Below are 26,550 nucleotides of genomic sequence, written 5' to 3'. Positions count from 1 at the left end.
CGAAGGAGCGAGCGTAGCGAGTAAAAATGACCGCTTGTAATTAATATCAAATGTTACCCTAAACGCTCCGCCAAATAGCCATCGTAATCCGGCACAATCGCTTCAACCTCTTGATTAAATAAATCTGCATTTAACAAGAAATTAGCTGAAGTTTCATTAATAGCAACAGGAATATTCCACACCGTTGCAATTCGCATCAGGGCTTTCACATCCGGGTCGTGCGGAGCGGCATTCATCGGATCCCAAAAGAAAATCAGCATATCAATTTTCTTTTCTGCAATCAGCCCACCTAATTGTTGATCACCGCCCATTGGTCCACTCATTAATGCTGTTATTTCAAGCCCGGTTTCTCTCGCAAGCAAATGTCCTGTTGTACCTGTGGCATAGAGTTTATGGGAAGCAAGTTGCGATTTATGGGTTTGTGTCCAGCGGATTAAGTCATTCTTACAGCTGTCGTGAGCAACCAACGCAATCTGTTTTTGTTTTGCGATTGTTCGAACGATGGTTTTCATTTTTATCTCCTTTGCAAAATTTTTACTAAATCATACCGCTTATTTTTCGCTTTTGCATTGACTAATCATTGCTTATGGCTAAAATCAATTAAAAATTTCTATTTTAAAATAAAGGATCTCCCTAAATGAATTTATACAACATCAAACACCCAGAAGAACAAGTGAGTTTTGCCCAAGCAGTCCGCCAGGGATTAGGCAAAAATCAAGGATTATTTTTCCCAGAAGTCTTACCTAAATTAGATAATATTGATGAATTATTAGATTTACCTTTAGTTGAACGTAGCCAAAAAATTCTTTCGGCATTAATCGGTGAAGAATTACCGCAAGAAACCTTAAATACAATGGTAAAAAATGCGTTCACTTTCCCTGCACCACTTGCCAAAGTCAATGATGATATTTATGCATTAGAACTGTTCCACGGTCCGACCTTAGCATTCAAAGATTTCGGCGGTCGCTTTATGGCTCAGGCATTAGCGAATGTGCGTGGCGATGGCAAAATCACAATTTTAACCGCGACTTCCGGCGATACAGGTGCAGCAGTGGCTCACGCTTTCTATGGTTTAGAAAATATCAATGTGGTGATTTTGTATCCGAAAGGTAAAATCAGTCCGTTACAAGAAAAATTATTCTGCACCTTAGGCGGAAACATTCGTACTGTGGCGATTGAATCAGACTTTGATGCTTGCCAAGCCTTAGTTAAACAAGCCTTTGACGATGCAGAACTTCGCCAAGCCATCGGTTTGAACTCGGCGAACTCCATCAATATCAGCCGCTTACTGGCTCAAGTCTGCTACTACTTTGAAGCAGTGGCACAACTGCCAAAAGAGAAACGTGATAATGTAGTAGTTTCAGTACCAAGTGGTAACTTCGGTAACTTAACCGCCGGCTTAATTGCGAAAACTCTAGGTTTACCGATCAAACGTTTTATCGCCTCAACTAATGCGAACGACACCGTTCCACGCTATTTAAAATCAGGCAAATGGGAGCCAAATGCAACGGTTGCAACCCTTTCAAATGCAATGGACGTAAGCCGCCCGAATAACTGGTCTCGTGTTGAAGAATTATTTAAACGCAACGGTTGGAGCTTGTCAGACTTAGGCTCTGCGGCATTAAATGATGAAGAAACCGAAGCGGCATTAAAAGCTCAATATGCAGAAGGCTATTTATGCGAACCACACGGTGCAATTGCATACCAAAGTTTAAAAGACCAACTACAAGCAGGCGAAACAGGCATTTTCTTATGTACCGCCCACCCGGCAAAATTTAAAGAATCGGTTGAGCGTATTTTAGAGATTGAATTGCCACTTCCGGAAGCATTAGATAAACACAACAAATTAACTCTGTTATCTGATGAAATGCCAGCAGATTTTGCTACATTGCGTGCTTATTTATTAAAATAAATCTCATCTCAATGGGGCGGTAAGCCCCATTTTCTTTTATTGAAAAAATTTTTTCCTCTTTATTAATTTGTTTAACCGAATTAAATATTAAAAATTTATCGCTAAATCCTATCAAGTAAAAAGTTATGTTGTAAAATACGAAGCATTATGCGTGCAAATATGGCATAATTTACCTATCGGATTAATAGGAAAATATCAAATTGGAGAAATAAATTGAACATTCGAGATTTAGAATACCTAATTGCCCTCGCAGACTATAAACATTTTCGCCGTGCTGCGGAATCTTGTAATGTCAGCCAGCCGACTTTGAGTGGACAGATCCGTAAATTAGAAGATGAGCTAGGCACAATTCTACTTGAACGAACCAGCCGTAAAGTGCTTTTCACGCAAGCGGGCTTAACCCTCGTAGAGCAAGCCAAAGTCGTATTGCGAGAAGTTAAAATTCTAAAAGAAATGGCAAGCAATCAAGGGAAAGAGATGTCCGGTCCGCTCCATATTGGGGTAATTCCAACGCTCGGACCTTACCTTTCTCCAATTATTATTCCTGCATTGAAAAAAGATTTTGCCGATTTAGACCTTTATCTTTATGAACTGCAAACCAATCAGCTATTGGATCAACTTGAGGCAGGTCAGCTTGATTGTGGAATCATTTCATTTGTAAAAGAGAGTGAGCCTTTCATTGAAGTACCGATTTTTAATGAAGAAATGTATCTCGTTGTACCGGAAAATCACGAATGGGCTAAATTGGATAAATTAGATATCAGCTTATTAAAAAATAAAGAGCTACTTTTCCTTGATGGTGGTCATTGCTTACGCACTCACACATTAGATTACTGCTTATCTATTGGTGCAAAAGAAAATCCGCATTTCAAAGCAACTAATTTAGAAACCCTACGCAATATGGTAGCGGCAAATGTAGGTATGGCTCTCATTCCTAAGCTGGCAGCAAAACCAATGGAAGGCATTCGCTATATTTCGTTTGATGCTCCGAAGCCGTTCCGTGCAGTCGGTATGGTTTACCGACCGGGTTCGCCACTCCGTGTACGCTATGAGCGGTTAGCTCAAGCAATTACACAAATTATTAAAACTGAGGTTTAAAATGGCAAATGTGGTGAGCGTACGTGCCATTCAAAAAGAAAAAACGCGTAGAGCGTTACTTGAAGCTGCCTTTAACCAATTAAGTCCGGAAAAAAGCTTCTCCAACCTAAGTTTGCGAGAAGTTGCCCGTGAGGCTGGAGTTGCTCCAACCTCATTTTATCGCCATTTTAAAGATATGGATGAGCTTGGCTTGGCAATGGTTGATGAATCCGGCTTATTGCTTCGTCAATTAATGAGACAGGCTCGGAAACGCATTGCCAACGGTGGCAGTGTAGTCATTGTATCGGTTGAAACTTTCTTTGAACTGATTTCCGACAGACCTAACGTATTTCGATTGTTACTGCGAGAAAGTTCAGGCACATCACAAGCTTTTAGAACTGCCGCCTCACGAGAAATTCAGCATTTTGTAGCAGAGCTTGCCGATTACATTATGGGAAAAGACAACCACAGCGACCGAGATCTCGCCTATATTCAGGCAGAAGGGCTGGTTACTTTAGTCTTTACCGCTGGCTCTCACGCCCTTGATATGAACAACCAAGAGCGAGAAAAACTTAAACAACGAGTGATTATGCAACTTAGAATGCTCATTCGTGGCTCTTCTTATTACGCCAACAAACAAACCTCTCAAAGCTAAAAATAGACGCCTTTGCGTCTATTTTACTCTTTTGTAATATGTGCGGTGGATAATTTTAACCATTCTAATGCTAATCGGTGTTGATCCGATAACGCATTCCACAACGCATCTTCCGATAACACACTATAATTGCCTTTTGTATCAAGCTCTTCATCAAAATTATCGTGCAACTCACGCCATTTTGGATCAGAATAAAATTGGCATAATGGCTCTAAAAGCTCAATGGATTTCTTCCACTGCTCAATGCCTTTTTCTAATTCAGGCAATAACTCCACCCATTCATTATAGCGATCTTGCATGTTTTGAATTTCTTCTTTTCTCATACATTCCCCCTTATTACAAGCGGTTGAATTTGTAAATTTTTTTGCAATGCTGACATAATAGCAAAATTTTAGAAGAATTTAACCGCTTGTAACCTATCACATTACAAATAAAAATCCCCTTCCGAATGATCTGCCCCCCAAAAGTTGGACTAAACAACCAACAGATTAAGGTGCAGATTTTTTATGACTAAATACAACCAATCTTTTAAACAACAAGTGATCGAGTTTTATCTTCAAAATGGGAAAAATCGTTCATTCACCTGTCAGCATTTTCAGCTGGAGAAAAGCACATTACGACTTTGGATTAACCAATATCATTATTATGGTTCCAATGGGTTAGCCGTACTCGGTACTAAACAAACCTATTCCCCTGAATTTAAATTATCGGTCGTACAAGCGGTCAAAAACGGACAATTTTCTGCAAGACGGGCGGCGTTATATTTTGGGATACCTAATCACAGTATGGTAATTCAATGGTTGAAAGCCTTTGATAAACAAGGTATAAACGGCTTATTTCCCAAACCGAAAGGTCGTCCGTCAATGAAACCTAAATACCCGAAAATGCCGCCCCCGCCGAAAACCGAAGAAGAACGCTTGCGTTACCGTATTTTGGAGCTGGAAGCGGAGAATGCTATCCTAAAAAAGTTGCAGGCACTCAACCAAGCAAAAATGCGGAAAAAGCAAGTATCGTAAAAGCATTGCGAGTAGCGTTTCCGCTTGAAATCCTGTTGCAACTTGTCGGCTTGAAACGCAGTACGTTCTTTTATCACTTGCCTGAGAAAGACGATAAAAATGCGGCAATCAAGCAGGAAATTGCCGCTATATTTCACAAAAATCACGGAAACTACGGCCATCGCCGCATTACGCTGGTGTTGAAAAAAACCAAGAAAATCAACCACAAAAAAGTGCAATCGATAATGCAGGCGTTGGAATTGAAAGGAAAATGTCCGCGTAGAAAATACCGTTCTTACCAAGGTGAAGTGGGTAAAATCGCCGATAATCTGTTGCAACGGAATTTCCACTCAACTGCGCCCAATGAAAAGTGGGTAACGGATATTACTGAGTTCAAATACCCTGAAGGTAAGCTCTATCTTTCACCGATTAAAGATTTATTTAACGATGAAATCATTGCTTACGACTTGGCAGGAAGCCCGAATTTTGAACAGATTACCCAAATGATGACACAAGCTATCGCAAGGCTTGACGGGGCGAAACCGATTTTGCATTCCGACCAAGGTTGGCAGTATCAAATGGCGGAATTTAGGACAATCTTGCGGAAAAACGGCATCACGCAAAGTATGTCGAGAAAAGGAAACTGCTTGGATAATGGGGCGATGGAGAGCTTTTTCGGGCGGTTAAAAACGGAGTGTTATTTAGGCAGACAGTTTGAGACGCTTACAGAGCTTGAAAAAACGATTCATGATTACATTCATTACTACAATAATGAGCGTATTCAAGTGAAGCTAAAAGGACTGAGCCCTGTGGAGTACAGAACTCAGTCCTTGAATTAGAGCAGTCTAACTTTTTGGGGTCAGATCAGAAGAAGGGGATTTGAACACATTATAGATTAATTACCACTGGTAACCAACACCTACAGAGCCACCTAAATCTCCACGAGTATTTGCATTACCTTGTAATTTCAAGATAACTTTACCGTTATCGCTTGAGCGAGAGTAACCGACTGCAAGAGCATTTTCACCTTTAAAGGTACCAGCCGCCGCTGCAACCATTGATTTACCCGGAATGTAAACTTGTGGTAAACCTGCTGCTGCGTTCGCACCTGCAATACCGGCACGTAAATCACGGTTGTTACGGTTGATCTTATTATCAAGATTGTTTACCGCACCTTTTAATTGGCTTACGTTTACTGCATCAGTATTTTTCACACCTGCAGCTACATTGGTAATACGGGTTGGAGCATTGTTGTTACCACCAATGTTCAACTCATTTACACCATCTTCAGCTACTTTCGAGCTAAGTTTAGTGCCACCAACTTTCACGCTGTTAAACTCTGGATTATCTGATACTGCAACGTTAATGTTTCTACCAGAACCGCTGATTTCAACGTTACGTCCTGCATTAACTTTAACTTGGCTACCTGCTTTAACCTTGTTATCCACCGGTTTATAAGTGTTTTGGGTTGCTGCATTTGCAGTTGCTTTATCAGTTTCAGAGTTCACACTCCAGCTTACTTCGTTTACTGCTTTAGCAACAGTATTTGCATTAACGTAGTGAGCACCTGTACCATTCGGATCTTGAACGTTAATCGTACCCTCTTCAGCCACAGTTAAGTCAGTATTGTTCACATTAACCTTGATTTCGCCGGCTTTATCGCTAGTAACTGTTGTACCGTTACCATTTACGATATTGATAGAACCGTCTTGATCAGTACCAATGTTGTTACCGTTTACTTTGGTGTAGTTGTTTAACTGTTTACCGTTAATTACATCTGTGCTTACTGGGCTAATATCACCATCTGCAACGTTAGTAATCTTATCTCCACCCACATCTAAGCCGTTATCACCTGATGTTAATGTAGAGCTTTTCGCTGGATCAGTCGCATCACCTACAATAACTTTATTTGAAGTTACTGAGTTGAATTGTACATCATCTTTAGTCGCGTAAGTTACTTTACCATTCGCTTCTTGCTTAACAGTTAAGTTTTTACCTGCAATCATTTCAACGCTATCACCCGGATTGATTAGCTCATCACTACCCGAAAGTTTTTCGCCGCCGTTAGCTGATGTTTTCAGATTGAAGCCAGTTTTGTTAATTGCATTGACTAAATCACCTGCATTTACAAATTTCTTCTTGTCTGCATCAGTATTCGGTGCTTCAAGACTCCCTTTATCGTTAGTATCTAACGTAGTGTTTGCCACATCCACTTTAACTGTCGTAGTAGTTTTTACTTCTCCGTTCGGGTCAATACGTTTTGTTGTACCTAGTGCGACTGTCGTGGTATCACTATCTGCCAAGCGTAATTCATCATCTGGGTTAACTTTTTCGTCTTTATTGTCGAATGTCACTCCTTCAGTATTACCTTTGCCTACTGTGAAGCCTGATGCTTGAATTGCATCTGCCACTTGGTTACCAGTTACTAAACCTGCACCATTATTAACAATCGTTGCACCTTCGGTATTCACCGGTTCTGCACCATCTTTTGGTTTACCGGTGGTCGGGTCAATATTTTCTTTGGTGTAGTAGTTATCCCCCACTTTCACCACAGGCGTATTCACTCCGTCTTTCCGTACAACAAACTCATTAGACTTGGTTACATCCCCAGTTTTCACTGATACAGTAATCTCACGCACACCGGTTGTTGCATTAGTTGCACCGGTTACAGTAGCCAAACCTTCGCCTTTGAATTTCACTTCATTTGCATTGCGTACGTCATCTGCATAATTGTTTCCATCGGCAGACACAACCCAACCCAGTTTCTTCGCATCCGCTACAGTCATTGCATTACTTGGACTCACCGTATCTAAATCTGCTAGGCCATTGTAAGCATCTACAGTTTTCGCTGGAACGCTTGATACAGCTCCATCTTTCAGTTTACCGTTTTCTAATTGATCCGGTGTATAGTATTGATCACCGTATTTCACTAATGGTTTACCGTTATTATCAACTGAACCGTCTAAGGTGTTCGTTCCGGCAGCTACGTTAGTTAACGTAGTTGGCGCAGTCGTGCTGTCTCCATTCGGACTCACCATACTTGCCACAATATTGTTTGGCTCAACTTTAGAGCCTTCTCCCACTTTCGGCAAGCCTGTTGTTGGGTCAACTTTGTAGTAGTTACCGTCCGATGCTTTCGCTACTTTATCACCATCTTTAGTGGTATAAGTGACCGGCAAACCCACCACATCAACACGCACATTGGTTATATCTTGACCCGTTTCGTCATTAAACTCTGTTGTTGCATTCACTTGGGTGTTTGTGCCATTCACAAAGTTTACAACATCGTTTGGTGTCACTTTCTCAGTTTTATTGTCATTTTTGCTGCCTTTATTCGCCGCCAGTGTTGATTCTCCGTTTTGTTTCACAAAGAAACCAGATTTCGCAACCGTCTGATCAAGCTGATCTTTATTTACTGCTTGGTCAGGCTCATTTGCCCATGCTACGTTGTTAAGATTAACTCCACCTTTACCTGGTTTTAGCTCATCCTTCTTATCTTGCTCAATAGAATCAAAGTCCGGATGCTGTTCGTACGATGTTGCAGGCTCGCTACCGTTGGTTAATTTCGCACCATCTTTTGTTACCGGGTTAGCTACAGTATCAATTGCCTCTTTTGAGATATCTGCTAAGCCTGTTTTCGGATCTGCAGGATAGAACTTACCATCGGTATGTTTAACTACTTCATTACCGTCTTTATCAGTGTATTTATAGTCAATCGGCAAATCAACGTCCACTTTAACAGTTGTTGTTGTAACAACTTTACCAGAGGCATCCACTGCTGCTTTCGTTGCTAAGCTTGCAATAGTGCCCTTACCATCTACAAAACGTAATTGGTCATCCGGATTGACACGCTCATCTTCATTTTTGAAGTCTGCAACGGCTAAAGTCTCTTTTTGTTTACCCACGACAAAACCTGCAATTTGAATTGCATCCGCTACTTGGTTGCCGGTCACTAAGCTGTTGCCTCCATTCGGTGTATTTTTCACCTGATTTGCCGAAATTGGCGTAGCATTGTCTTTCGGCTTACCTGTTGTAGGATCAATATCTTCCGTTTTGTAGTAGTTATCGCCTACTTTTACCACTGGTTTATTGTCTGCCGTTGTAACTGCTTCAGTCGGTACTACGCTACCAGCATTTGCACTTACAGTAATTACACGTACACCGTCTTTATCGGTTTCGCCCATTACATCTAAGCCGTTTTTACCCACAAAGCGGACTTCATTTGCATTACGCACATCATCAGCATAGTTGTTTCCGGTGGCAGAAACCACCCAACCTAAGTTGCGTAAATCACCCACCGTTACCGCATTACTTACCGGTGCATTAATTAAATCCGCTAAGCCGTTATAAGCGTTAGAAAGATTATTACCAAATAGCGTTGTTTTATCAATCGCTGTCGGGTTATCGGTTTTATCGCCACGGTTATCGCCATTTAAGGTCGTTGTGCCATTTGCTACGTTGGTTAATGTCATTGGCTTAGTGGTGTTATTGCCGTCGGCATTTTGCATTGAAGCAATGACATCACTTGGCTCAACTTTATCACCTTTACCGTCCGGTTGAGTGTTGAAAGTCGTATTTCCATTCTCATCAGTTACCGGATAAACTTTATCACCTTTTTTATCAGTGTAAACCACAGGTGAGTTATCCGAAACAATTTTTGCACCATCTACATTGAAAGTAACATTTGTACGACCTGCATCATTTTCTTGTCCAACAACTGCTGTTGTGTAAGTACCATTATTAAAATTCACTTGGTCGCCTGCGGTCACAGTCGCTTTCAAGGTTATATTGTTTTCATAAACCGTAAATCCTGCACTATTGATTACATTTGCTAAATCACCGGCATTAACAAAATTCTGTTTGTTAGCCTCAGCCGGAGCTTCAATTTTACCAATTGGCGTATTATTGTTTGCCACTGTCGGTGCTTCAGATACTTTTAATGTCGAATTAGCCACATTAAAGGTGACATTTGCAATCGTGCCGTCTGCGTTCATTGAAACATTTGCAACCGTTCCAGTCCCGTTAACAAAGTTAACCGTATCGTAGGCTTTTACAAAGTCTTTCGCTGTACTATTTTCTTGTAAATTCCAACCTGTATTTAACACATCACCAACAGTTGCAGCGTTGTTATACATTTTCGCCACATCAGCCGGTTTTGGTGCTTCTTGTTGCTTAGTCGGCATATTAACCACTTCGTTAGTCGGTTTACCTTTTTCATCAATTTTCTTATCAGCACTATTGTAAGTTGGTGCTAAGTTACTTTTAACGTTGGTAATATTTACCGGGTTATTGTTTTTATCGCCAATATTAATGTCACCATCTTTATTGGTAATTTTCGGACCATTATCGCCTAATTGAACGCTGGTAAACGTTACATTTTCTTTGGTAGTGTAAGTTACTTTACCATTCGTTTCTTGCTTAACAGTTAAGTTTTTACCTGCAATCATTTCAATGCTATCACCCGGATTGATTAGCTCATCAGCACCAGATAATTTCTCGCCATCTGTCGCTGAGGTTTTTAAGTTAAAACCTGAGCTGTTGATTGCATCGGCAACATTCTTAGCATTGACTAATTTATCGCCATCTTCATTTGAAGGTGCATCAACTTTACCGTCGTTGTTTTCATCTTTTAACTCAGTCTTATTCACAGATAAGTCAAATTCATTTGCACCATTAGCATTTTTGCCTGTAGTTACTTTGATTGAATTATCTTTAGAAATAACCGTTTCTTTAGATTCTTTTAATTGCTTAACATTTACTGCATCACCATCATCTTCACCATCTTTAAGATTAGTGATCTTATCACCGTCCATATTAATACCATTATTATTAATAGTTGGACCATTATTGATAGTGATACTATTGATATCTTTAAGCTCTTTAGCTAATTTAATGTTTAACGTATCTGTACCGTCTGCTTCAACAGCAATATTGCCACTAGAAAGCTCACCAGTCGCTCCACCCTTAACATTTACTTTTTCGCCCAGTTTACGAGTTACATCGTTACCTTTATCGCCACCGAAAGTTAATGATTTAAATGCTTGTTCTGCCGTTCGGTTAATAGCATCATTAATGTTATTAACAGTATTACCATTTACCGTAATCGGAGAGTTATTTACTGTTACATCACCAATTTTTAAGCCATCATTATTGATAGTAGTATCACCGGCTTTAACGCTATCTACCACTAAATCTTTCTTAGTTGCGACAGTAAATGTAGTGGTATTACCTTCAGTTTTTGCATCTACTTGAATGTTATCGCCAGCAACAACTTTTGCGATATCGTTAGTATCCTCTACATTGTTAATTACAGTTAATTTACCATCATCACCTACTTTGATAGTTTTATCATCAACATTAATGTCATATTTAATGGTATTTTTGCCATCTACAACGCTTACATTAGCTGTAGTGCCCTTACCATTAACAAAATCAACCGTATCGCCCGGATTTACTAATTCATTTGTTTTAATGCCATTACCTGCCACATTAAAGCCAGCAGCATTAATGGTATTGACTAATGTATCGCCGGTTACGAAAGAAGTATCGCCATCTTGCTGAATTGGCTGAACCTTGCCGTCTGTATTAGTTGTTGGTGCTGCTTTTTTGATTGATAAATCAAATACGGTTGAATCACTTGCGTCTTTTGATTCTTTTACTGTAACAGTTTTATCATTTGAAGTTACTTTCTCTCTTGATTTCGCAACTTCATCAGCCACCATATAAAGCTGTGAACCGTTGATTGCATCAGTAGAGGTTTTCGTAATTTGACCTGCCGCCACGTTTTGGATTTGGCGTTTGGTTTGTGCATCACCCACTGAAACGACATAGCTTTCTGTGCCAGTGTTGTGTGTAATTTTATTACCTGCAAAACCGCTATAAGTAATACCATTTACTGTTGCTTCGTTTGTGCTTACACCGGCTTGAGCTGTTGAATGGTTACCTAATGCCACCGCACCTGCTAAGTTTGCACCCACATTTGCATTCGCACCTAAGGCTGTACTGTAGATTGAAGCGGTAGTTGCTTCACGCCCTAAAGACACACTATTTTGTTGAGTAGACGAGGCTTTATACCCCATTGCAATAGAGTTTACTGCTGCACTTGCTACATTCGCTTCGTTACCAATAGCAATAGAACTACTTGCTGCTGCTGTAGAACTCGTACCTGTAGCTATAGCATTGTTGTTAGTCGCATTCGCACCAGACCCCATTGCTATAGCACTTGAACCTGTAGCATTGGCTGCACGACCTACAGCAGTAGAGCTCTCACCGCTTGCCTTACTGTCTGTACCAAAGGCAGACCCCATACGACCTGATACAGAGGCTGATTTACCCATAGCAGTACCGTATTCTCCACTTACGGCAGAGTTTGAACCAACAGCAGTTGCAAATCGATTAGTTGCTGCCGACTGACCACCCATTGCAAATGAATGTTCACTAGTCGCATTGGCTTGGTCGCCCACAGCGATAGATTTATCACCACTACTTTTCGATGCGGCACCGATAGCAATCGATTTGATATTACTTGCATTCGCTTTTTCACCGATAGCCACACCTGCTAGTGCTCCTGCGGTTACTACTGCCTGAGTACCTAGTGCAACAGAGTTAGTCCCGTGAGCTTCTGATTTAAAACCAATTGCATTGGCTGCTTCGCCTGTTGCATTTGCAAGGCGGCTTAATGCTACAGCATTTTCTTTAGTGGCGTTCGTTTCACGACCGATAGAGATAGCTGAAATAGCAGTTGCATTCGCTGAAAAACCTTGAGCAATAGCACCTACTTCTGTCGCTATAGCACCATCACCCATAGCAATAGATTGATTGCCTTGAGCTTTAGAACCAGTACCTAACGCAATAGATGATATTCCTGTCGACTGAGCACCGGCAGCACCAGCAAATGAACCATCGTTAGTAGCTGATGCACCCACACCTAATGCTACAGAGGCAGTACCGCTAGCTGAAGTACGGGTACCAAAGGCTGTTGCCAACCCCCCCTTAGCTTGAGATTGTACACCAACAGCAACTGAACCCTCTCCAGCTTCAGTTCCTGTGTAACGGTTAGGCATACCTGGCGTTTTAGTTACCTGATTTCCACGCACAAAGCTATTTTCAAAGTGCACTAAAATATCACCAGTCAATTGCTCATATTTTTTAGCAGCAGCAGTATTATTAAGCTCTTTGGCTTGGGCAGCAGTAAGGGTTTGATTATCCCAAGCAGGGGGTTGAGAGCTAGCTACTTTGTCTAAATCATCGCCACCAATTGCAACAGACGAATTACCGGCAGCCTTTGATTGAGCACCTACAGCAGTTGACTGGTCACCTGAAGCAACGGTTTGATAACCAATAGCAACTGACTGCTGATTAGTGCCTTTTTGCTGGGAGCTATTTAGTGTATTAGCTTGATAGCCAATAGCTACAGCACCTGTAATCGCCTTCGCTTCATGCCCAATAGCTACGTTTTGAGCTGATTGACCTGTAGCATTAGAGTAAGAAGTAGCACTATTACCAATAGCAATACCTTCGCTCGCTTCTACAACAGCATTATCCATCATAGCAAGCGTTTTATCAGCATCTCCGCCTGTAACACGACCATTCATAGATGAGTAAGCCCATACTGATGATGATAGCATCATCCCCGCTGCTAATGCAGTTAAAGTGAACGTTTGTGCAACAAATCTTGAGCTTTTAGAGCCGACTGTACAAGAAGATGATTTGCCCTGTGCTTTGGCAAATTCAGCCACTGCGGTAAATACACCAGTTTCTTTGTTAAAAACAATTTTAAAAATTTTATTCATTAAAAATCCCTTAATAAGGTTTATATGTTAAATATTCAAGCTGCAACATTACTACTTAAATGGGACGCATTATATAGATTAATGATTAGGCTGTCTGTATAGCAATTTAGAAAAGAGTAAATTAATTGTAAAGATTGATAATATCTATTTTGTTCATAAAAACATTAATAAATTCAAATAGTTAAAAATCATTTTTTAGGAGTTAAATTTACTATCTAACTGTTCTTTGATTAAAAACAGAAACGAAATACAACCAGAGAGTGAAACTATCAGATAACGATACTGATAATTTAGCAGATAAAACCATTAAGGCATTAGAAGCGTTTTTACATACGCTGACTGATGAGAGGTATAGAAAATAAAGTTACAAGCGGTAAAATTTTGTGAAAAATTTTACCGCTTGTATTTTACGGTTTTAATCCTTTTGCTAACTGCTCTAGTTCTTTAAGATCTTCAAGCTCCGCTTCCTGCTGTTTTAGATATTTACGCTGAGTATCAAATTTTTCATATTGTTCTCTAACAAAGCTTTCCATTTGTTTATGCGTAATCGTTCCACCATTTTCTAACACAGGAAAACCGTTAAACTCAATCAACATATCTACATTTCTTCGCCAAAAACCCAGTGTTAAATCTTGATTATTTTTCACTCTTAATTCTGCACTCTCAAGGAAAATCATCACTAGACGATTTAAAGAATCCAGTTCGTCATTATTTAAGTAATTTTTAGCGGTAATAATATCGCCTTTACGTACAATTTTACCTTTCCAACCGGTTAAACCCATATTGGCTTTTGTGGCATCAGCTCGTTGGCAAATAAGTTCGGCTGCCGTTTGTTTAGTAATTGCGTAAATTAGCTTATTTTGCGTTTCTGCAAAGAACATTTGCGTATTTTTATCTGTTTTATCGTAATCGCTAGATAGCTTAAATAGCTCTCGTACTTTTTGATAAAAACGCAACTCACTGGCTCGAATTTCCCGAATTTGCTCGAGCAATTCATCAAAATAATCTAACCGTCCTTGAGGATTTTTTAGCCGTTCAGTATCCACCAAAAAGCCTTTATCCAGATAAGAACGTAATGTGGTATTCGCCCATTTTCTAAATTGCACCCCTCTTGGGCTACGCACACGAAAACCTATCGCTAAAATCATTGCCAATGAGTAGTGTTTTACTTGATAATTTTTACCATCTTGGGCAGTTATTAAATAATCCTTAATAACTGAATTTTCATCTAACTCATTGTCTTCTAAGATATTTTTTATATGAATGGTTATATTTGGAACAGAGGTGTCAAAAAGTTCTGCGAGCTGACTTTGTGTTAGCCAAGCCTCATTTTCAACCACTAACAAGGCTACATTGCTTTTACCATCTTCAGTATTATAAATAATTAAATCGTTCATATTTTATTCTGCTTATTGTTGGAAATATTAGCTGTTATTTTCAATAAAATATGTATAAATATCCAGAAATGATTTTGATTTTTTCGATGCAGATCACAAAAATAGAGGAGTTATACAAACAAGCGGTAAAATTTTGTGAAAAATTTACCGCTTGTAAAAGGTTATTTATCCGCTAATTTGGCAAGGAGTTTTTGATGAATACCGCCAAAAGCTCCGTTGCTCATCACTAAAATATGATCGCTTGGTTTGGCTTCGTTAGCAACTCGTTCCACTAAATCATCAATATTTGCTGACCAATAGGCTGGTTGTGATAACGCATTGGTAATCTCACTCACACTCCACGCAATAATATCGGGCTGATAAACAAATACCATTTGTGCATCGTGTAGGCTTGGGGCAATTTCATCTTTATGCACACCCATTTTCATTGTATTAGAACGCGGCTCTAGCACCGCTAAAATACGTTGGTTCTGCCCGACTTTGCCACGTAAGGCATCAATGGTAGCTTCAATCGCCGTTGGGTGGTGGGCGAAGTCATCATAAACGGTAATGCCGTTTACTTCGCCTTTGACTTCCAAGCGGCGGTTAGCGTTAATAAATGAGCCTAATGCGTTACACGCCTTTTCAACCCCAACACCTGCGTGGTGAGCAGCTGCAATTGCCATTAGAGCATTGTGCATATTGTGTTTGCCGATAACCGACCAATGTACTTCGCCTTTTTTATCACCTAAATGAAACACGTCAAATTGTGAACAATCGGCATTCAATGGCTTAGCAAACCATTCATTTTGTTCGCCAATAAATTGTAATTGGCTATAGCTGCCTATTTTGAGCGTATTTTGTACGTTTTTATCCTCAATTGCCGATAAAATACAGCCGCTTTGTGGCATCGTTCTGACTAAGTGGTGAAATTGGCGTTGAATCGCTTTTAGGTCATCAAAAATATCAGCGTGGTCAAATTCCAAATTATTGATAATCAGCGTTTTCGGCGTGTAATGCACAAACTTAGATCGTTTATCGAAGAAGGCGGAATCGTATTCGTCCGCTTCAATTACAAAGAATTTGCTATTGCCTGCACGGGCAGAAATGCCGAAATTGCCTGCTACTCCGCCGATTAAAAAGCCTGTGTCGATGCCGTTTTGGTCTAAAATCCACGCCAACATTCCTGTTGTAGTGGTTTTGCCGTGCGTGCCGGAAACAGCAAGCACCCATTTATCTTTTAATAAATGATCGTGTAACCATTGTGGTCCAGAGGTGTAATTCAGTTGGTTATCCAACACATATTCTACGCACGGATTACCACGACTCATCGCATTTCCGATTACCACCAAATCAGGAGCCGGCTGCAATTGGGCTACATCGTAATTCGGGATAATTTCAATGCCGTGAGATTCTAAAAAGGTACTCATCGGCGGGTAAACATTGGTGTCTGACCCTGTAACTTTATAACCAAGTTCACGAGCGATCATTGCGACACCACCCATAAAAGTGCCGCAAATACCTAAAATGTGGATATGTTTTTTCATTTTCATCTATTTAAAAGTGCACAAGCGGTCGTTTTTTACAAATTTTTTGCAAAAAAGAACCGCTTGTATAGTTAATCAATTAATCAATATTTTTCAATTCTTCTTCAGACAGTTGCTCTTGTTGATTTTGCTCAACACTGCCATCTTTTACTTTAAATTCTAAGTTTTGGAAGTAGGCTTCACGGAAGGTTACATACGGATCTTGTGCTTGTTTTAACAATGCATCTTGCTCCAATAATTTAGAGCGGGTATCAATACCCTGCACCACATATTTTGCAACCGACCAAGGTGTGCCTACATAAGTCAGTACGGAATAGCTCGTTTCTACCGCACTACCGATGCCTTGACGTGGTGTTGTTGCTCCATAAGCAGGTAACATAACATAAGAGCCGGAAGGCACACCATTTGCCCCTAAACTTTCGCCTAAGCTACGCTGTCCGTTATTCAGGCGTAAGCCGTCATCAAGGCTTGCCCAGTCAATTAAACCGCCTAAGCCGAAGATACTGTTGATCCAGAAGCGGTTGAAGTGAACCATTGCTTTCTTGCCCTCACCTTCTAATAGTCGATTAACAAAACTGACAGGTTCATCAAGGTTATTTGCTACATTCACTAAACCGGTTTTTACCGGACTTGGCACGTAGTCTTTCCAGCCTTTTGCAACAGGCTTTAACACATAAGGATCTAAATAATCGTAGTTTACTTTCCACATTGCACGGTTGAAGCCCTCTAATGGGTCATCTCGCACACCGGTTTCAGGGTTAATGCTTGAAGAACAAGCGGTTAAAACCGCAACGCCGAGTACAACAAAAAGTTGTTTTAATGATGATAATTTCATAAGTTTACCTTTTAGGAATAAATTGAGGTCATTTTAACGGAGTTCATTAAAAATACAAAATAAAATACGATTTCCTTTAGAAATCCAGACGTCTAGATTGTTATATGCCTCGCTTTTGATTACAATACGAACAAATCATAAGGAGTATTAAATGGCAGACTGGAACGGCGAATACATCAGCCCCTATGCAGAACACGGCAAAAAAAGCGAACAAGTGAAAAAAGTAACGGTGTCAATTCCAATTAAAGTATTGGAAATTTTAACCAATGAACGCACACGTCGCCAAATTAAAAACCTTCGCCACGCAACCAATAGTGAACTATTATGCGAGGCTTTTTTACACGCCTTTACAGGGCAACCTTTGCCAAACGATGACGATTTAATGAAGGATAGGGCTGATGAGATCCCTGAAGCAGCAAAGCAGAAAATGCGTGAGTTGGGGATTGATCCTGATGAATGGCAATATTAAAACCACCTCGCGTCAGCGAGGTTCTTTTTATGGAATTTAAGGAGAAATTATGTATCAACAATTAGCCAGAGAGGCTCGCTGGGCAATCTTGCTCACACTACTCTATATTTTAGGGTGGATAGGTTTTGCTTATTTTTCGCCACAAGGCAGAGGTATTTTCGGCTTTCCGATTTGGTTTGAGCTTTCTTGTATTTTTTTACCTATTATCTTCACTCTAATAGCAATTATTGTGGTTAAAAAAATCTATAAAAATATCGATCTTGAGGTACATAATGAATAATGAAATGATCTTACCGCTCATTGCCTATCTGCTTTTTGTATTTGGTGTGGCTTTTTATGCATATCGTCAGCGTCAAGGTGGTAGTTTTATCTCCGAATATTATATCGGCGGTCGTTCAATGTCGGGCTTTGTACTGGCAATGACAACTGCTGCAACTTACGTTGGGGCAAGTTCATTTATTGGCGGACCGGGTGCTGCGTATAAATATGGCTTAGGCTGGGTATTACTGGCGATGATTCAAGTGCCTGCCGTGCTATTTTCTTTAGGTGTATTAGGTAAAAAATTTGCCTTACTTTCCCGTAAACATAATAGCGTAACCATTAATGATATGTTGCTCGCCCGCTATCAAAATAAATTTGTAGTATGGATTGCAGGACTCGCCTTACTGCTCTCCTTTTTTGCAATGATGGCAGTGCAATTTATTGGTGCAGGGCGTTTACTTGAAACAACTCTCGGCATTCCTTACCAGACTGCCGTGATTATCTTTGCTATTACCGTTGGGCTTTATACCTTTATCGGCGGGTTTAGAGCTGTTGTTTTAACCGATACCATTCAAGGTTTAGTAATGATGGTAGGAACCACTATTCTACTCGGTGGGGTAATTTACGCCGCTGGTGGAATAGAAAATGCGATGAATACGCTTGAGGCAATTAATCCACAACTTACTACTCCTTACGGTATTGATGAACGCCCACTTGATCTCACCTTTATGGCTTCATTTTGGGTGTTAGTTTGCTTTGGCTTAGTCGGTTTACCACATATTGCAGTGAGAAGTATGGCGTATAAAGACAGCCAAGCTCTACATAAAGCGATGATTATTGGCACTATCGTCATTGCGATTTTGATGTTTGGTATGCACCTTTCAGGCGTGTTAGGCAGAGCGGTTGTGCCTGATCTAAAAGTGCCGGATCAGGTGATCCCAACCTTAATGGTGCAAGTGCTTCCTCCAATGGTTGCAGGTATTTTCTTAGCTGCACCAATGGCAGCTATTATGTCATCTATTGATTCAATGCTGATCCAATCTTCATCAACCTTGATCAAAGATCTCTATTTAGCTATCAAACCAAATGCAATTAATAACGAGAAAAAAATTAAATTATTCTCCACCATTACTACTCTCACATTCACGGTGTTTTTAGTATTTGCAGCCCTTAATCCACCCGATATGTTGATTTGGCTCAACTTGCTCTCTTTAGGCGGTTTAGAAGCCACATTCCTTTGGGTTATCGTATTAGGACTTTATTGGGAAAAAGCAAATGCCACAGGGGCAATTTGCTCAATGTTGGCAGGATTAAGCAGTTATATTGTGATGACAACATTTAAGATCACTATTTTCAGCTTCCACGCTATTGTGCCTTCACTAGTAATTGGGTTGGTTGCGTTTATAGTTGGAAATAAACTATCTCAAAAATAAAATATTTATCTACAAAGCGAACAGACATATTACTATCCTCTACATAACTTTGTAGAAATAAATAAAAACAAAGCCCCTTTCTGATGATCTGACCCCAAAAAGTTAGACTGCTCTAATTCAAGGACTGAGTTCTGTACTCCACAGGGCTCAGTCCTTTTAGCTTCACTTGAATACGCTCATTATTGTAGTAATGAATGTAATCATGAATCGTTTTTTCAAGCTCTGTAAGCGTCTCAAACTGTCTGCCTAAATAACACTCCGTTTTTAACCTCCCGAAAAAGCTCTCCATCGCCCCATTATCCAAGCAGTTTCCTTTTCTCGACATACTTTGCGTGATGCCGTTTTTCCGCAAGATTGCCCTAAATTCCGCCATTTGATACTGCCAACCTTGGTCGGAATGCAAAATCGGTTTCGCCCCGTCAAGCCTTGCGATAGCTTGTGTCATCATTTGGGTAATCTGTTCAAAATTCGGGCTTCCTGCCAAGTCGTAAGCAATGATTTCATCGTTAAATAAATCTTTAATCGGTGAAAGATAGAGCTTACCTTCAGGGCATTTGAACTCAGTAATATCCGTTACCCACTTTTCATGGGTGCAGTTGAGTGGAAATTCCGTTGCAACAGATTATCGGCGATTTTACCCACTTCACCTTGGTAAGAACGGTATTTTCTACGCGGACATTTTCCTTTCAATTCCAACGCCTGCATTATCGATTGCACTTTTTTGTGGTTGATTTTCTTGGTTTTTTTCAACACCAGCGTAATGCGGCGATGGCCGTAGTTTCCGTGATTTTTGTGAAATATAGCGGCAATTTCCTGCTTGATTGCCGCATTTTTATCGTCTTTCTCAGGCAAGTGATAAAAGAACGTACTGCGTTTCAAGCCGACAAGTTGCAACAGGATTTCAAGCGGAAACGCTACTCGCAATGCTTTTACGATACTTGCTTTTTCCGCATTTTTGCTTGGTTGAGTGCCTGCAACTTTTTTAGGATAGCATTCTCCGCTTCCAGCTCCAAAATACGGTAACGCAAGCGTTCTTCTTCGGTTTTCGGCGGGGGCGGCATTTTCGGGTATTTAGGTTTCATTGACGGACGACCTTTCGGTTTGGGAAATAAGCCGTTTATACCTTGTTTATCAAAGGCTTTCAACCATTGAATTACCATACTGTGATTAGGTATCCCAAAATATAACGCCGCCCGTCTTGCAGAAAATTGTCCGTTTTTGACCGCTTGTACGACCGATAATTTAAATTCAGGGGAATAGGTTTGTTTAGTACCGAGTACGGCTAACCCATTGGAACCATAATAATGATATTGGTTAATCCAAAGTCGTAATGTGCTTTTCTCCAGCTGAAAATGCTGACAGGTGAATGAACGATTTTTCCCATTTTGAAGATAAAACTCGATCACTTGTTGTTTAAAAGATTGGTTGTATTTAGTCATAAAAAATCTGCACCTTAATCTGTTGGTTGTTTAGTCCAACTTTTGGGGGGCAGATCACTGATTAGAAAGGGGCTTTCATTATTATATTAGCATATTAGCTAAATCTTATTACCATTGGTAACCAACACCTGCACCTGCGGAGAAGTTTCCTTGACTGTTCGCAGTACCTTGAAGTTTCAAGATAAGCTTACCATTATCACTTGCTCTTGAGTAACCAACTGCCACTGCAGAAGCACCACTATAAGTACCACCAGCTGCTGCGACCATTGATTTACCCGGAATGTAAACTTGTGGTAATGAAGCCGCTGCTGCTGAGCTTGCACCGATACCACGTACACGTTTATCAAGTTTATCAACTTTGTTATTGATGTTAGTAACATCGTTTTTCACTTGTTTTAACTGTCTTACATTCACCGCATCAGTATCTTTCACACCATCTGCAACGTTAGTAATCTGTTTATTACCAGCATTAATACCGTTGTTATTGATAGTTACATCGCCTACTTTCACTTCGTTAGCAGTTACTGTATCAAACGTTGGTTTCATTGATGTTGCAACCGTTACTTCTGAACCTTTGCGTGAAACAACAATATTAGGGACTATAGTAAATTAGCATCACTGCTATACTACAAAAATGAAAATAACCCATTGTAAATTAAAGAAATCTTTGCAGAAAAAACTCCTTGAATTTTTTGTTGCCGAAGAGAATATTAGAACGGCTACTGATTTGCGTGGTATTCAGCTCAGTACGACAGCCCTGCTTTATTATAAAATCAAGCTAATCATTGAATACCATTTATCCCTTGAAACTCACGAAATTTTTGAGGGATAAATTGGGGTAGATGAAAGCTATTTTGGTGGTCATCGCAAAAGAAAACTAAGACGAGGAGTAAGAAATGTTGCCATATTCGGCTTGTTGAAGCGTCAGGGAAAGGTATTTACGGTAGTGATAGAAAATAGCACTGAGGACTATTATTACAAGGTAAACCAAGCTTGACCGCTGGGTTTATAAGGATACTTATCATAGTTATGATGCCCTTGACGTAAACGAATTTCATCACAAATGAATCAATCATTTCGAGGTATTTGCGATGAAACAAAATCACATCAATGGCGTTGAAAATTTTTGGAATCAAGTGAAGCGAGTACTCCGAAAATATAATAGAATTAACAGAAAAAACTTCCCTTTATTCTTGAAGGAATGTGAATTTCGGTTTAACTTTGGCATGCTCAAAAAACGGCTTAAAATGTTGTAAAAATGGCGTGAGATTTAGGGCTAATATCTACTATAGCCCCTAATACAGAATCCATTTTTATCGACTAAATAAAAAAACATCCTTAAAAATCAAACAACAAGGAAATTTAGCCATTTTATAAATTAATAGTATTACTCCAAAAATTCCATATTATTTACTCAATTTTACTTAGCCCTAACGTGCACAGAGAAAGAGGCTGTAAAGCCTGTAAAAAACAAAGGGCATTCATATCTGATGAATGCCCTACTTCGTTAAATACGCCATTAATTTACAATGAAATTTGCCACTCCAATCACGATCACAAAAACCGCCAGCCAAATCAATTGTAACTTCATACTTTTACGATTAATTTCCTGATTATGTAGCCTACGCTGCTCTAATTTTTGCCGATAAATTTCTAAATCTGCTTCTTTAAATGAAAAACCACAATGCGGACAGCTTTCTACGCTGTCGCTGATACGTTTTCTGCACTCCGGGCAGCGGTGTAATGCCATAGTTTCCCCTTACAAGCGGTTATTTATTTCGAAAAATTTTCAATATAGATACGATAATAACTTTGATCATTTCGATTAAAGAAAATAAAATTATCATTCTTTTTGTTTCTCCCCCATAATATAACCATTATCACTATTGGTTGAGAGAATATAATATTTTTGGTTCTCTATTTCTATATAATCATAGGTAGTACGTAAGCCAGCTCTTAAATAACCGATGTGTAGAGCTAATAGCGAAAAATAGAGGAAGATAAAGAGATTAAAGATATGGAGATCTCCTTTTAATATCATCTTTCTGACATCAAGATCAAGTTTCGTATCATTCCACTTTTTCTGGAAAAATAAAACACTTAGTGCGGTAACAAAAACATAGGTAATTGAAATGGAAACAGGCACAATACCCGTAAACACATAGAAAGTGAGAATAACCGGTATGGTAAAAACAGAAACCAATACAATAACTCTTAACCAGCCTAAATGTTGAAAATAATGTAGTTTAAAAACTTTATTTATTAAAGCGTAGCCTAAAGCATAGCAGAAAAAGAGTAACACCGAAACAATGAATACATAAGCAAGACTTCTTGCCATACTGGCATTACCAACCTCAACGTGCCACCAAGGATAGCCGTGAAAAAGTGCTTGTCCCCAGCCATAGCAATAAGCTGTCGAAAAGCTGATGATAGTTAAAAATGCAAGAGAAAATGAGGAGTTTATAATTTTATTAATGTGAGTCTTGAGCATAACAACTTCTCTACCTTCACGAAAACCATAAAGAAGGAATGATACATTTTTTGACAACAGAAAGGAATATTTAATTGACCTTTTTAGATATAGATCCGAATCTCATACTGTAAATTGTAACATTTATTACCCATTTGTTTTCTATGGGATTAATTCACCACAAACAAGCAAGCCTTGTTTTTTGAAGGTTGGTTTGTCGGCAACAGAGAAACTGTGAACAATCCTATAAATAATTTTTTCCAAATTTTTACAATTTTTTTTACTTTTCCTCTTGAACCGTTAAATTTTGCCCCTATTTATGGTTTCGTCTGAACGGGAAATTATCCCGTTTCTTTGTGAAACTGAATTTATAACTAGAGGAATCATAAAATGGGTAAAATCATTGGTATTGACTTAGGTACAACAAACTCTTGTGTTGCGGTAATGGACGGCGACAAACCACGCGTAATTGAAAATGCAGAAGGTGCACGCACAACGCCATCAATCATTGCTTACACAGATAAAGAAACCTTAGTGGGTCAGCCGGCAAAACGTCAGGCAATTACTAACCCGAAAAATACTTTATTTGCAATCAAACGTTTAATCGGTCGTCGTTTTACCGATGCTGAAGTACAACGTGATATCGAAATTATGCCGTTTGAAATCAGCAAAGCAGATAACGGCGATGCGTGGGTAACCGTAAAAGGCGAAAAATTAGCACCACCGCAAATCTCTGCTGAAATTTTGAAAAAAATGAAGAAAACTGCAGAAGATTTCTTAGGCGAGCCGGTAACTGAAGCAGTAATCACTGTGCCTGCATACTTTAACGATGCACAACGTCAAGCAACCAAAGATGCCGGTCGTATCGCTGGTTTAGATGTAAAACGTATCATCAACGAACCAACAGCAGCAGCCTTAGCTTACGGTTTAGATTCGAAGAAAGAGAACCAAACTATCGCAGTTTATGACTTAGGTGGTGGTACATTCGATATTTCAATCATCGAAATCGACAACTTTGACGGCGAACAAACCTTTGAAGTGCGTGCAACTAACGGTGATACTCACTTAGGTGGTGAAGACTTCGATAACCGTGTGATCAACTACTTAGTGGAAGAATTCCAAAAAGAACAAGGCGTTGATTTACGCAATGACCCAATGGCAATGCAACGTGTGAAAGAAGCGGCAGAAAAAGCGAAAATCGAGCTTTCTTCAGCACAAGAAACTGAAGTAAATCTTCCGTACATCACAGCGGATGCAAGCGGTCCAAAACACTTAAACATCAAAGTAACTCGTGCAAAATTAGAAGCGTTAGTGGAAGATTTAGTAAACCGTTCATTAGAGCCGTTAAAAACGGCATTAGCAGATGCAGGCTTATCGGTTGGCGAAATCAACGATGTGATTTTAGTGGGCGGTCAAACCCGTATGCCATTAGTACAGAAAAAAGTGGCAGACTTCTTCGGCAAAGAGCCTCGTAAAGATGTAAACCCAGATGAGGCGGTGGCAATCGGTGCAGCAGTGCAAGGTGGTGTATTAAGCGGTTCTGTAACAGATGTATTGTTATTAGACGTTACCCCTCTTTCATTAGGTATCGAAACCATGGGCGGCGTGATGACCACCTTAATTGAGAAAAACACCACGATCCCAACCAAAAAATCGCAAGTGTTCTCAACGGCGGAAGACAACCAATCTGCGGTAACTATCCACGTGTTACAAGGTGAGCGTAAACGTGCGGCGGATAACAAATCTTTAGGTCAATTCAACCTTGAAGGTATTAACCCAGCACCACGTGGTATGCCACAAATTGAAGTAACTTTCGATATTGATGCGAACGGTATCATCAACGTGTCTGCGAAAGATAAAAATACAGGTAAAGAACAACAAATCAAAATCCAAGCATCTTCAGGCTTAAGCGATGAAGAAGTAGAACAAATGGTGCGTGATGCGGAAGCGAACGCTGAAGCAGATAAAAAATTTGAAGAGTTAGTTCAAACCCGTAACCAAGCAGACGGTATTGCTCACGCAACCCGTAAGCAAATCACTGAAGCAGGTGATGCTTTAAATGCTGACGATAAAGCGAAAATTGAAGCTGCTGTTGCAGAGTTAGAAACGGCGGCAAAAGGCGAAGATAAAGCTGATATCGAAGCGAAAATCGAAGCATTAATCAAAGCCTCAGAACCGCTAATGCAAGCCGCTCAAGCGAAAGCCCAAGCCGGCGAGCAACCACAACAAGCTCAAAAAGATGATGGCGTAGTGGATGCGGAATTTGAAGAAGTGAAAGACAATAAATAATCTTTCCCAGACCTGTAGGGGCGAAACATCTTTCGCCCCTTTTGCATAAGAACGTAGGGGCAAATTGCAATTTGCCCCTACAACAAGCGGTCAAATTCTAAGGAAATTTTGCAAAGGGCAGAACTATGAGCAGATACCTAATAACCTTCGATATGGACACCAACTGTCTAAAAGAAAACTACCACGGTAATACTTTCAATAATGCCTATTACGATATTCGTAATGTGCTGAAACAGCACGGCTTTGAAAATTTGCAAGGGAGTGTTTATTTAGGTAACGAAGGTGTTAGTGAGGCTCACGGAACTATTGCAATTCAAGAGCTTACTGCAAAATTTAAATGGTTTTACCCTTGTGTATCGAATATCAAGTTTTATCGGATTGAAAGCGATTTAAACGCAGATTTCATCGCTTACAACGTGCATAAAGCACGAGAAAAATTTGAAAAACAGTTACAGGTTTTAGAACAAACATTAGTTGATACAGGCTTAAGCCGTATTCAAATAGATGAAATTCTGAAAAAACAGGTGTTTAGTTTAGAAGAACAACCATAACAAGCGGTCACAAAAAGCATCGCTTTTTGAACGTTGGCTTTGCCAACGGCAGCGAAGCTGTGAACAATCCTTACAAGGATTGTGAATAAATCTTAAGGAAATTTTGCAAATGCTAAAGCTCTACCCTACAGCTGAAAAAGTGCAACTTCCGTTCTATAAAATCTACAATCACAAAACAGGCGAAACGGTTATTGCAACGGAAACAGAAAACGGTAATGATCCGATTTTGATGGAAGATTTTATCTGGTTTGAGAAAATTCCTACCACAAAAGCTCTGCTTTCAGAAACGTGGGAAAGCATTGGAAATCGCTCCAAGCAAGGCTTGTTAAAACGAGCCTATACACAGGATTTTGAAAAGCATTTGCCTGACGGCAAAGTTGAGATTTATATTGCGGTAAATCCGCATTGCTAAAACGCATTATGATTAAAACGTAGGGGCAAATTGCAAT

The 26,550-nt window shown here is 39.8% G+C and carries 18 protein-coding genes and 3 pseudogenes; 11 read left to right on the top strand and 10 right to left on the bottom strand.

Annotated features, from left to right (window positions below):
- Positions 1-53 precede the first annotated feature (53 nt).
- Complete coding sequence (mgsA, locus tag X781_RS01490) at positions 54-512, bottom strand: methylglyoxal synthase (protein WP_025235226.1); 459 nt, start codon at positions 510-512, stop codon at positions 54-56.
- Between the two features lie 125 nt (positions 513-637).
- Here mgsA and thrC point away from each other — a divergent pair, with 125 nt between their 5' ends.
- The 3 genes from thrC to fabR all read left to right on the top strand — a co-directional run bounded on the left by thrC (position 638) and on the right by fabR (position 3,644).
- A complete protein-coding gene (gene thrC, locus X781_RS01485) occupies positions 638-1,912 on the top strand; it encodes a threonine synthase (RefSeq protein WP_025235225.1) in 1,275 nt (424 codons plus the stop codon).
- A gap of 213 nt (positions 1,913-2,125) precedes the next feature.
- On the top strand, positions 2,126-3,010 hold the full coding sequence (gene oxyR / locus X781_RS01480; protein WP_025235224.1) for a DNA-binding transcriptional regulator OxyR: 885 nt from the start codon (positions 2,126-2,128) through the stop codon (positions 3,008-3,010).
- A 1-nt stretch (position 3,011) separates the two neighbouring features.
- Positions 3,012-3,644, top strand: coding sequence for an HTH-type transcriptional repressor FabR (gene fabR, locus X781_RS01475; RefSeq protein WP_025235223.1), 633 nt, complete (start codon positions 3,012-3,014; stop codon positions 3,642-3,644).
- A gap of 23 nt (positions 3,645-3,667) precedes the next feature.
- Here the strand turns inward: fabR and X781_RS01470 are convergent, their stop codons facing one another.
- Positions 3,668-3,967, bottom strand: a complete 300-nt coding sequence (locus X781_RS01470; RefSeq protein WP_025235222.1) for a DUF4298 domain-containing protein — start codon at positions 3,965-3,967, stop codon at positions 3,668-3,670.
- 183 nt (positions 3,968-4,150) lie between these two features.
- On the opposite strand from X781_RS01470, the gene X781_RS11920 reads away from it, so the two are divergent.
- Positions 4,151-5,478, top strand: a protein-coding gene (locus X781_RS11920; protein ID WP_144084193.1) for an IS3 family transposase whose coding sequence is annotated in 2 segments (ribosomal slippage) — positions 4,151-4,604 and positions 4,604-5,478 — 1,329 coding nt in all. Because the reading frame shifts where the segments join, the coding sequence is not laid out codon by codon here.
- 60 nt (positions 5,479-5,538) lie between these two features.
- Here X781_RS11920 and X781_RS01455 read toward each other — a convergent pair.
- From X781_RS01455 to X781_RS01440, 4 genes are all read right to left on the bottom strand, one after another.
- Positions 5,539-13,431, bottom strand: coding sequence for a YadA-like family protein (locus tag X781_RS01455; protein WP_025235220.1), 7,893 nt, complete (start codon positions 13,429-13,431; stop codon positions 5,539-5,541).
- A gap of 407 nt (positions 13,432-13,838) precedes the next feature.
- Positions 13,839-14,828, bottom strand: coding sequence for a virulence RhuM family protein (locus X781_RS01450; RefSeq protein ID WP_025235219.1), 990 nt, complete (start codon positions 14,826-14,828; stop codon positions 13,839-13,841).
- A 161-nt stretch (positions 14,829-14,989) separates the two neighbouring features.
- Positions 14,990-16,354 (bottom strand): UDP-N-acetylmuramate:L-alanyl-gamma-D-glutamyl-meso-diaminopimelate ligase, encoded by a 1,365-nt coding sequence (mpl, locus tag X781_RS01445; RefSeq protein ID WP_025235218.1) that lies wholly within the window; start codon positions 16,352-16,354, stop codon positions 14,990-14,992.
- Positions 16,355-16,433: 79 nt separating this feature from the next.
- Positions 16,434-17,189: an MlaA family lipoprotein gene (locus X781_RS01440; RefSeq protein WP_025235217.1), complete on the bottom strand. Its 756-nt coding sequence runs from the start codon at positions 17,187-17,189 to the stop codon at positions 16,434-16,436.
- Positions 17,190-17,340: 151 nt separating this feature from the next.
- Here X781_RS01440 and metJ point away from each other — a divergent pair, with 151 nt between their 5' ends.
- The 3 genes from metJ to panF are packed head-to-tail and all read left to right on the top strand — an operon-like array spanning position 17,341 to position 19,352.
- Positions 17,341-17,658 carry a met regulon transcriptional regulator MetJ gene (gene metJ, locus X781_RS01435; protein WP_025235216.1) on the top strand — a complete coding sequence of 106 codons (318 nt, stop codon included), beginning with the start codon at positions 17,341-17,343 and terminating at the stop codon, positions 17,656-17,658.
- Positions 17,659-17,707: 49 nt separating this feature from the next.
- Positions 17,708-17,938 (top strand): YhdT family protein, encoded by a 231-nt coding sequence (locus X781_RS01430; protein ID WP_038643848.1) that lies wholly within the window; start codon positions 17,708-17,710, stop codon positions 17,936-17,938.
- Positions 17,931-19,352 carry a sodium/pantothenate symporter gene (gene panF / locus X781_RS01425; protein WP_025235214.1) on the top strand — a complete coding sequence of 474 codons (1,422 nt, stop codon included), beginning with the start codon at positions 17,931-17,933 and terminating at the stop codon, positions 19,350-19,352. Before X781_RS01430 ends, panF begins: the two co-directional genes overlap by 8 nt.
- A 112-nt stretch (positions 19,353-19,464) precedes the next feature.
- Here panF and X781_RS11915 read toward each other — a convergent pair.
- Positions 19,465-20,791 (bottom strand): annotated as a pseudogene (locus tag X781_RS11915) (IS3 family transposase).
- Positions 20,792-20,899: 108 nt separating this feature from the next.
- Positions 20,900-21,244, bottom strand: a pseudogene (locus tag X781_RS01410) (YadA family autotransporter adhesin); the annotation flags it as partial.
- A 181-nt stretch (positions 21,245-21,425) separates the two neighbouring features.
- Here X781_RS01410 and X781_RS11910 point away from each other — a divergent pair.
- Positions 21,426-22,047, top strand: a pseudogene (locus X781_RS11910) (IS1595 family transposase).
- A gap of 263 nt (positions 22,048-22,310) precedes the next feature.
- On the opposite strand, the gene X781_RS01395 reads toward X781_RS11910, so the two are convergent.
- On the bottom strand, positions 22,311-22,541 hold the full coding sequence (locus X781_RS01395) for a zinc ribbon domain-containing protein (RefSeq protein WP_025235210.1): 231 nt from the start codon (positions 22,539-22,541) through the stop codon (positions 22,311-22,313).
- A gap of 93 nt (positions 22,542-22,634) precedes the next feature.
- Positions 22,635-23,282, bottom strand: a complete 648-nt coding sequence (locus X781_RS01390; RefSeq protein WP_235068759.1) for a hypothetical protein — start codon at positions 23,280-23,282, stop codon at positions 22,635-22,637.
- Between the two features lie 369 nt (positions 23,283-23,651).
- On the opposite strand from X781_RS01390, the gene dnaK reads away from it, so the two are divergent.
- The 3 genes from dnaK to X781_RS01375 all read left to right on the top strand — a co-directional run bounded on the left by dnaK (position 23,652) and on the right by X781_RS01375 (position 26,513).
- A complete protein-coding gene (dnaK, locus tag X781_RS01385; protein ID WP_025235209.1) occupies positions 23,652-25,550 on the top strand; it encodes a molecular chaperone DnaK in 1,899 nt (632 codons plus the stop codon).
- Between the two features lie 125 nt (positions 25,551-25,675).
- A complete protein-coding gene (locus X781_RS01380) occupies positions 25,676-26,101 on the top strand; it encodes a virulence-associated protein VapD (protein ID WP_025235208.1) in 426 nt (141 codons plus the stop codon).
- A 103-nt stretch (positions 26,102-26,204) separates the two neighbouring features.
- Positions 26,205-26,513, top strand: a complete 309-nt coding sequence (locus tag X781_RS01375; RefSeq protein ID WP_442914784.1) for a hypothetical protein — start codon at positions 26,205-26,207, stop codon at positions 26,511-26,513.
- Positions 26,514-26,550 lie beyond the last annotated feature (37 nt).

The organism is Mannheimia sp. USDA-ARS-USMARC-1261 (assembly GCF_000521605.1).
Taxonomy (GTDB): domain Bacteria; phylum Pseudomonadota; class Gammaproteobacteria; order Enterobacterales; family Pasteurellaceae; genus Mannheimia; species Mannheimia indoligenes.
The sequence above is the reverse complement of the archived record's forward strand: the minus strand, read 5'-3'. Positions and strand labels throughout refer to the sequence as shown.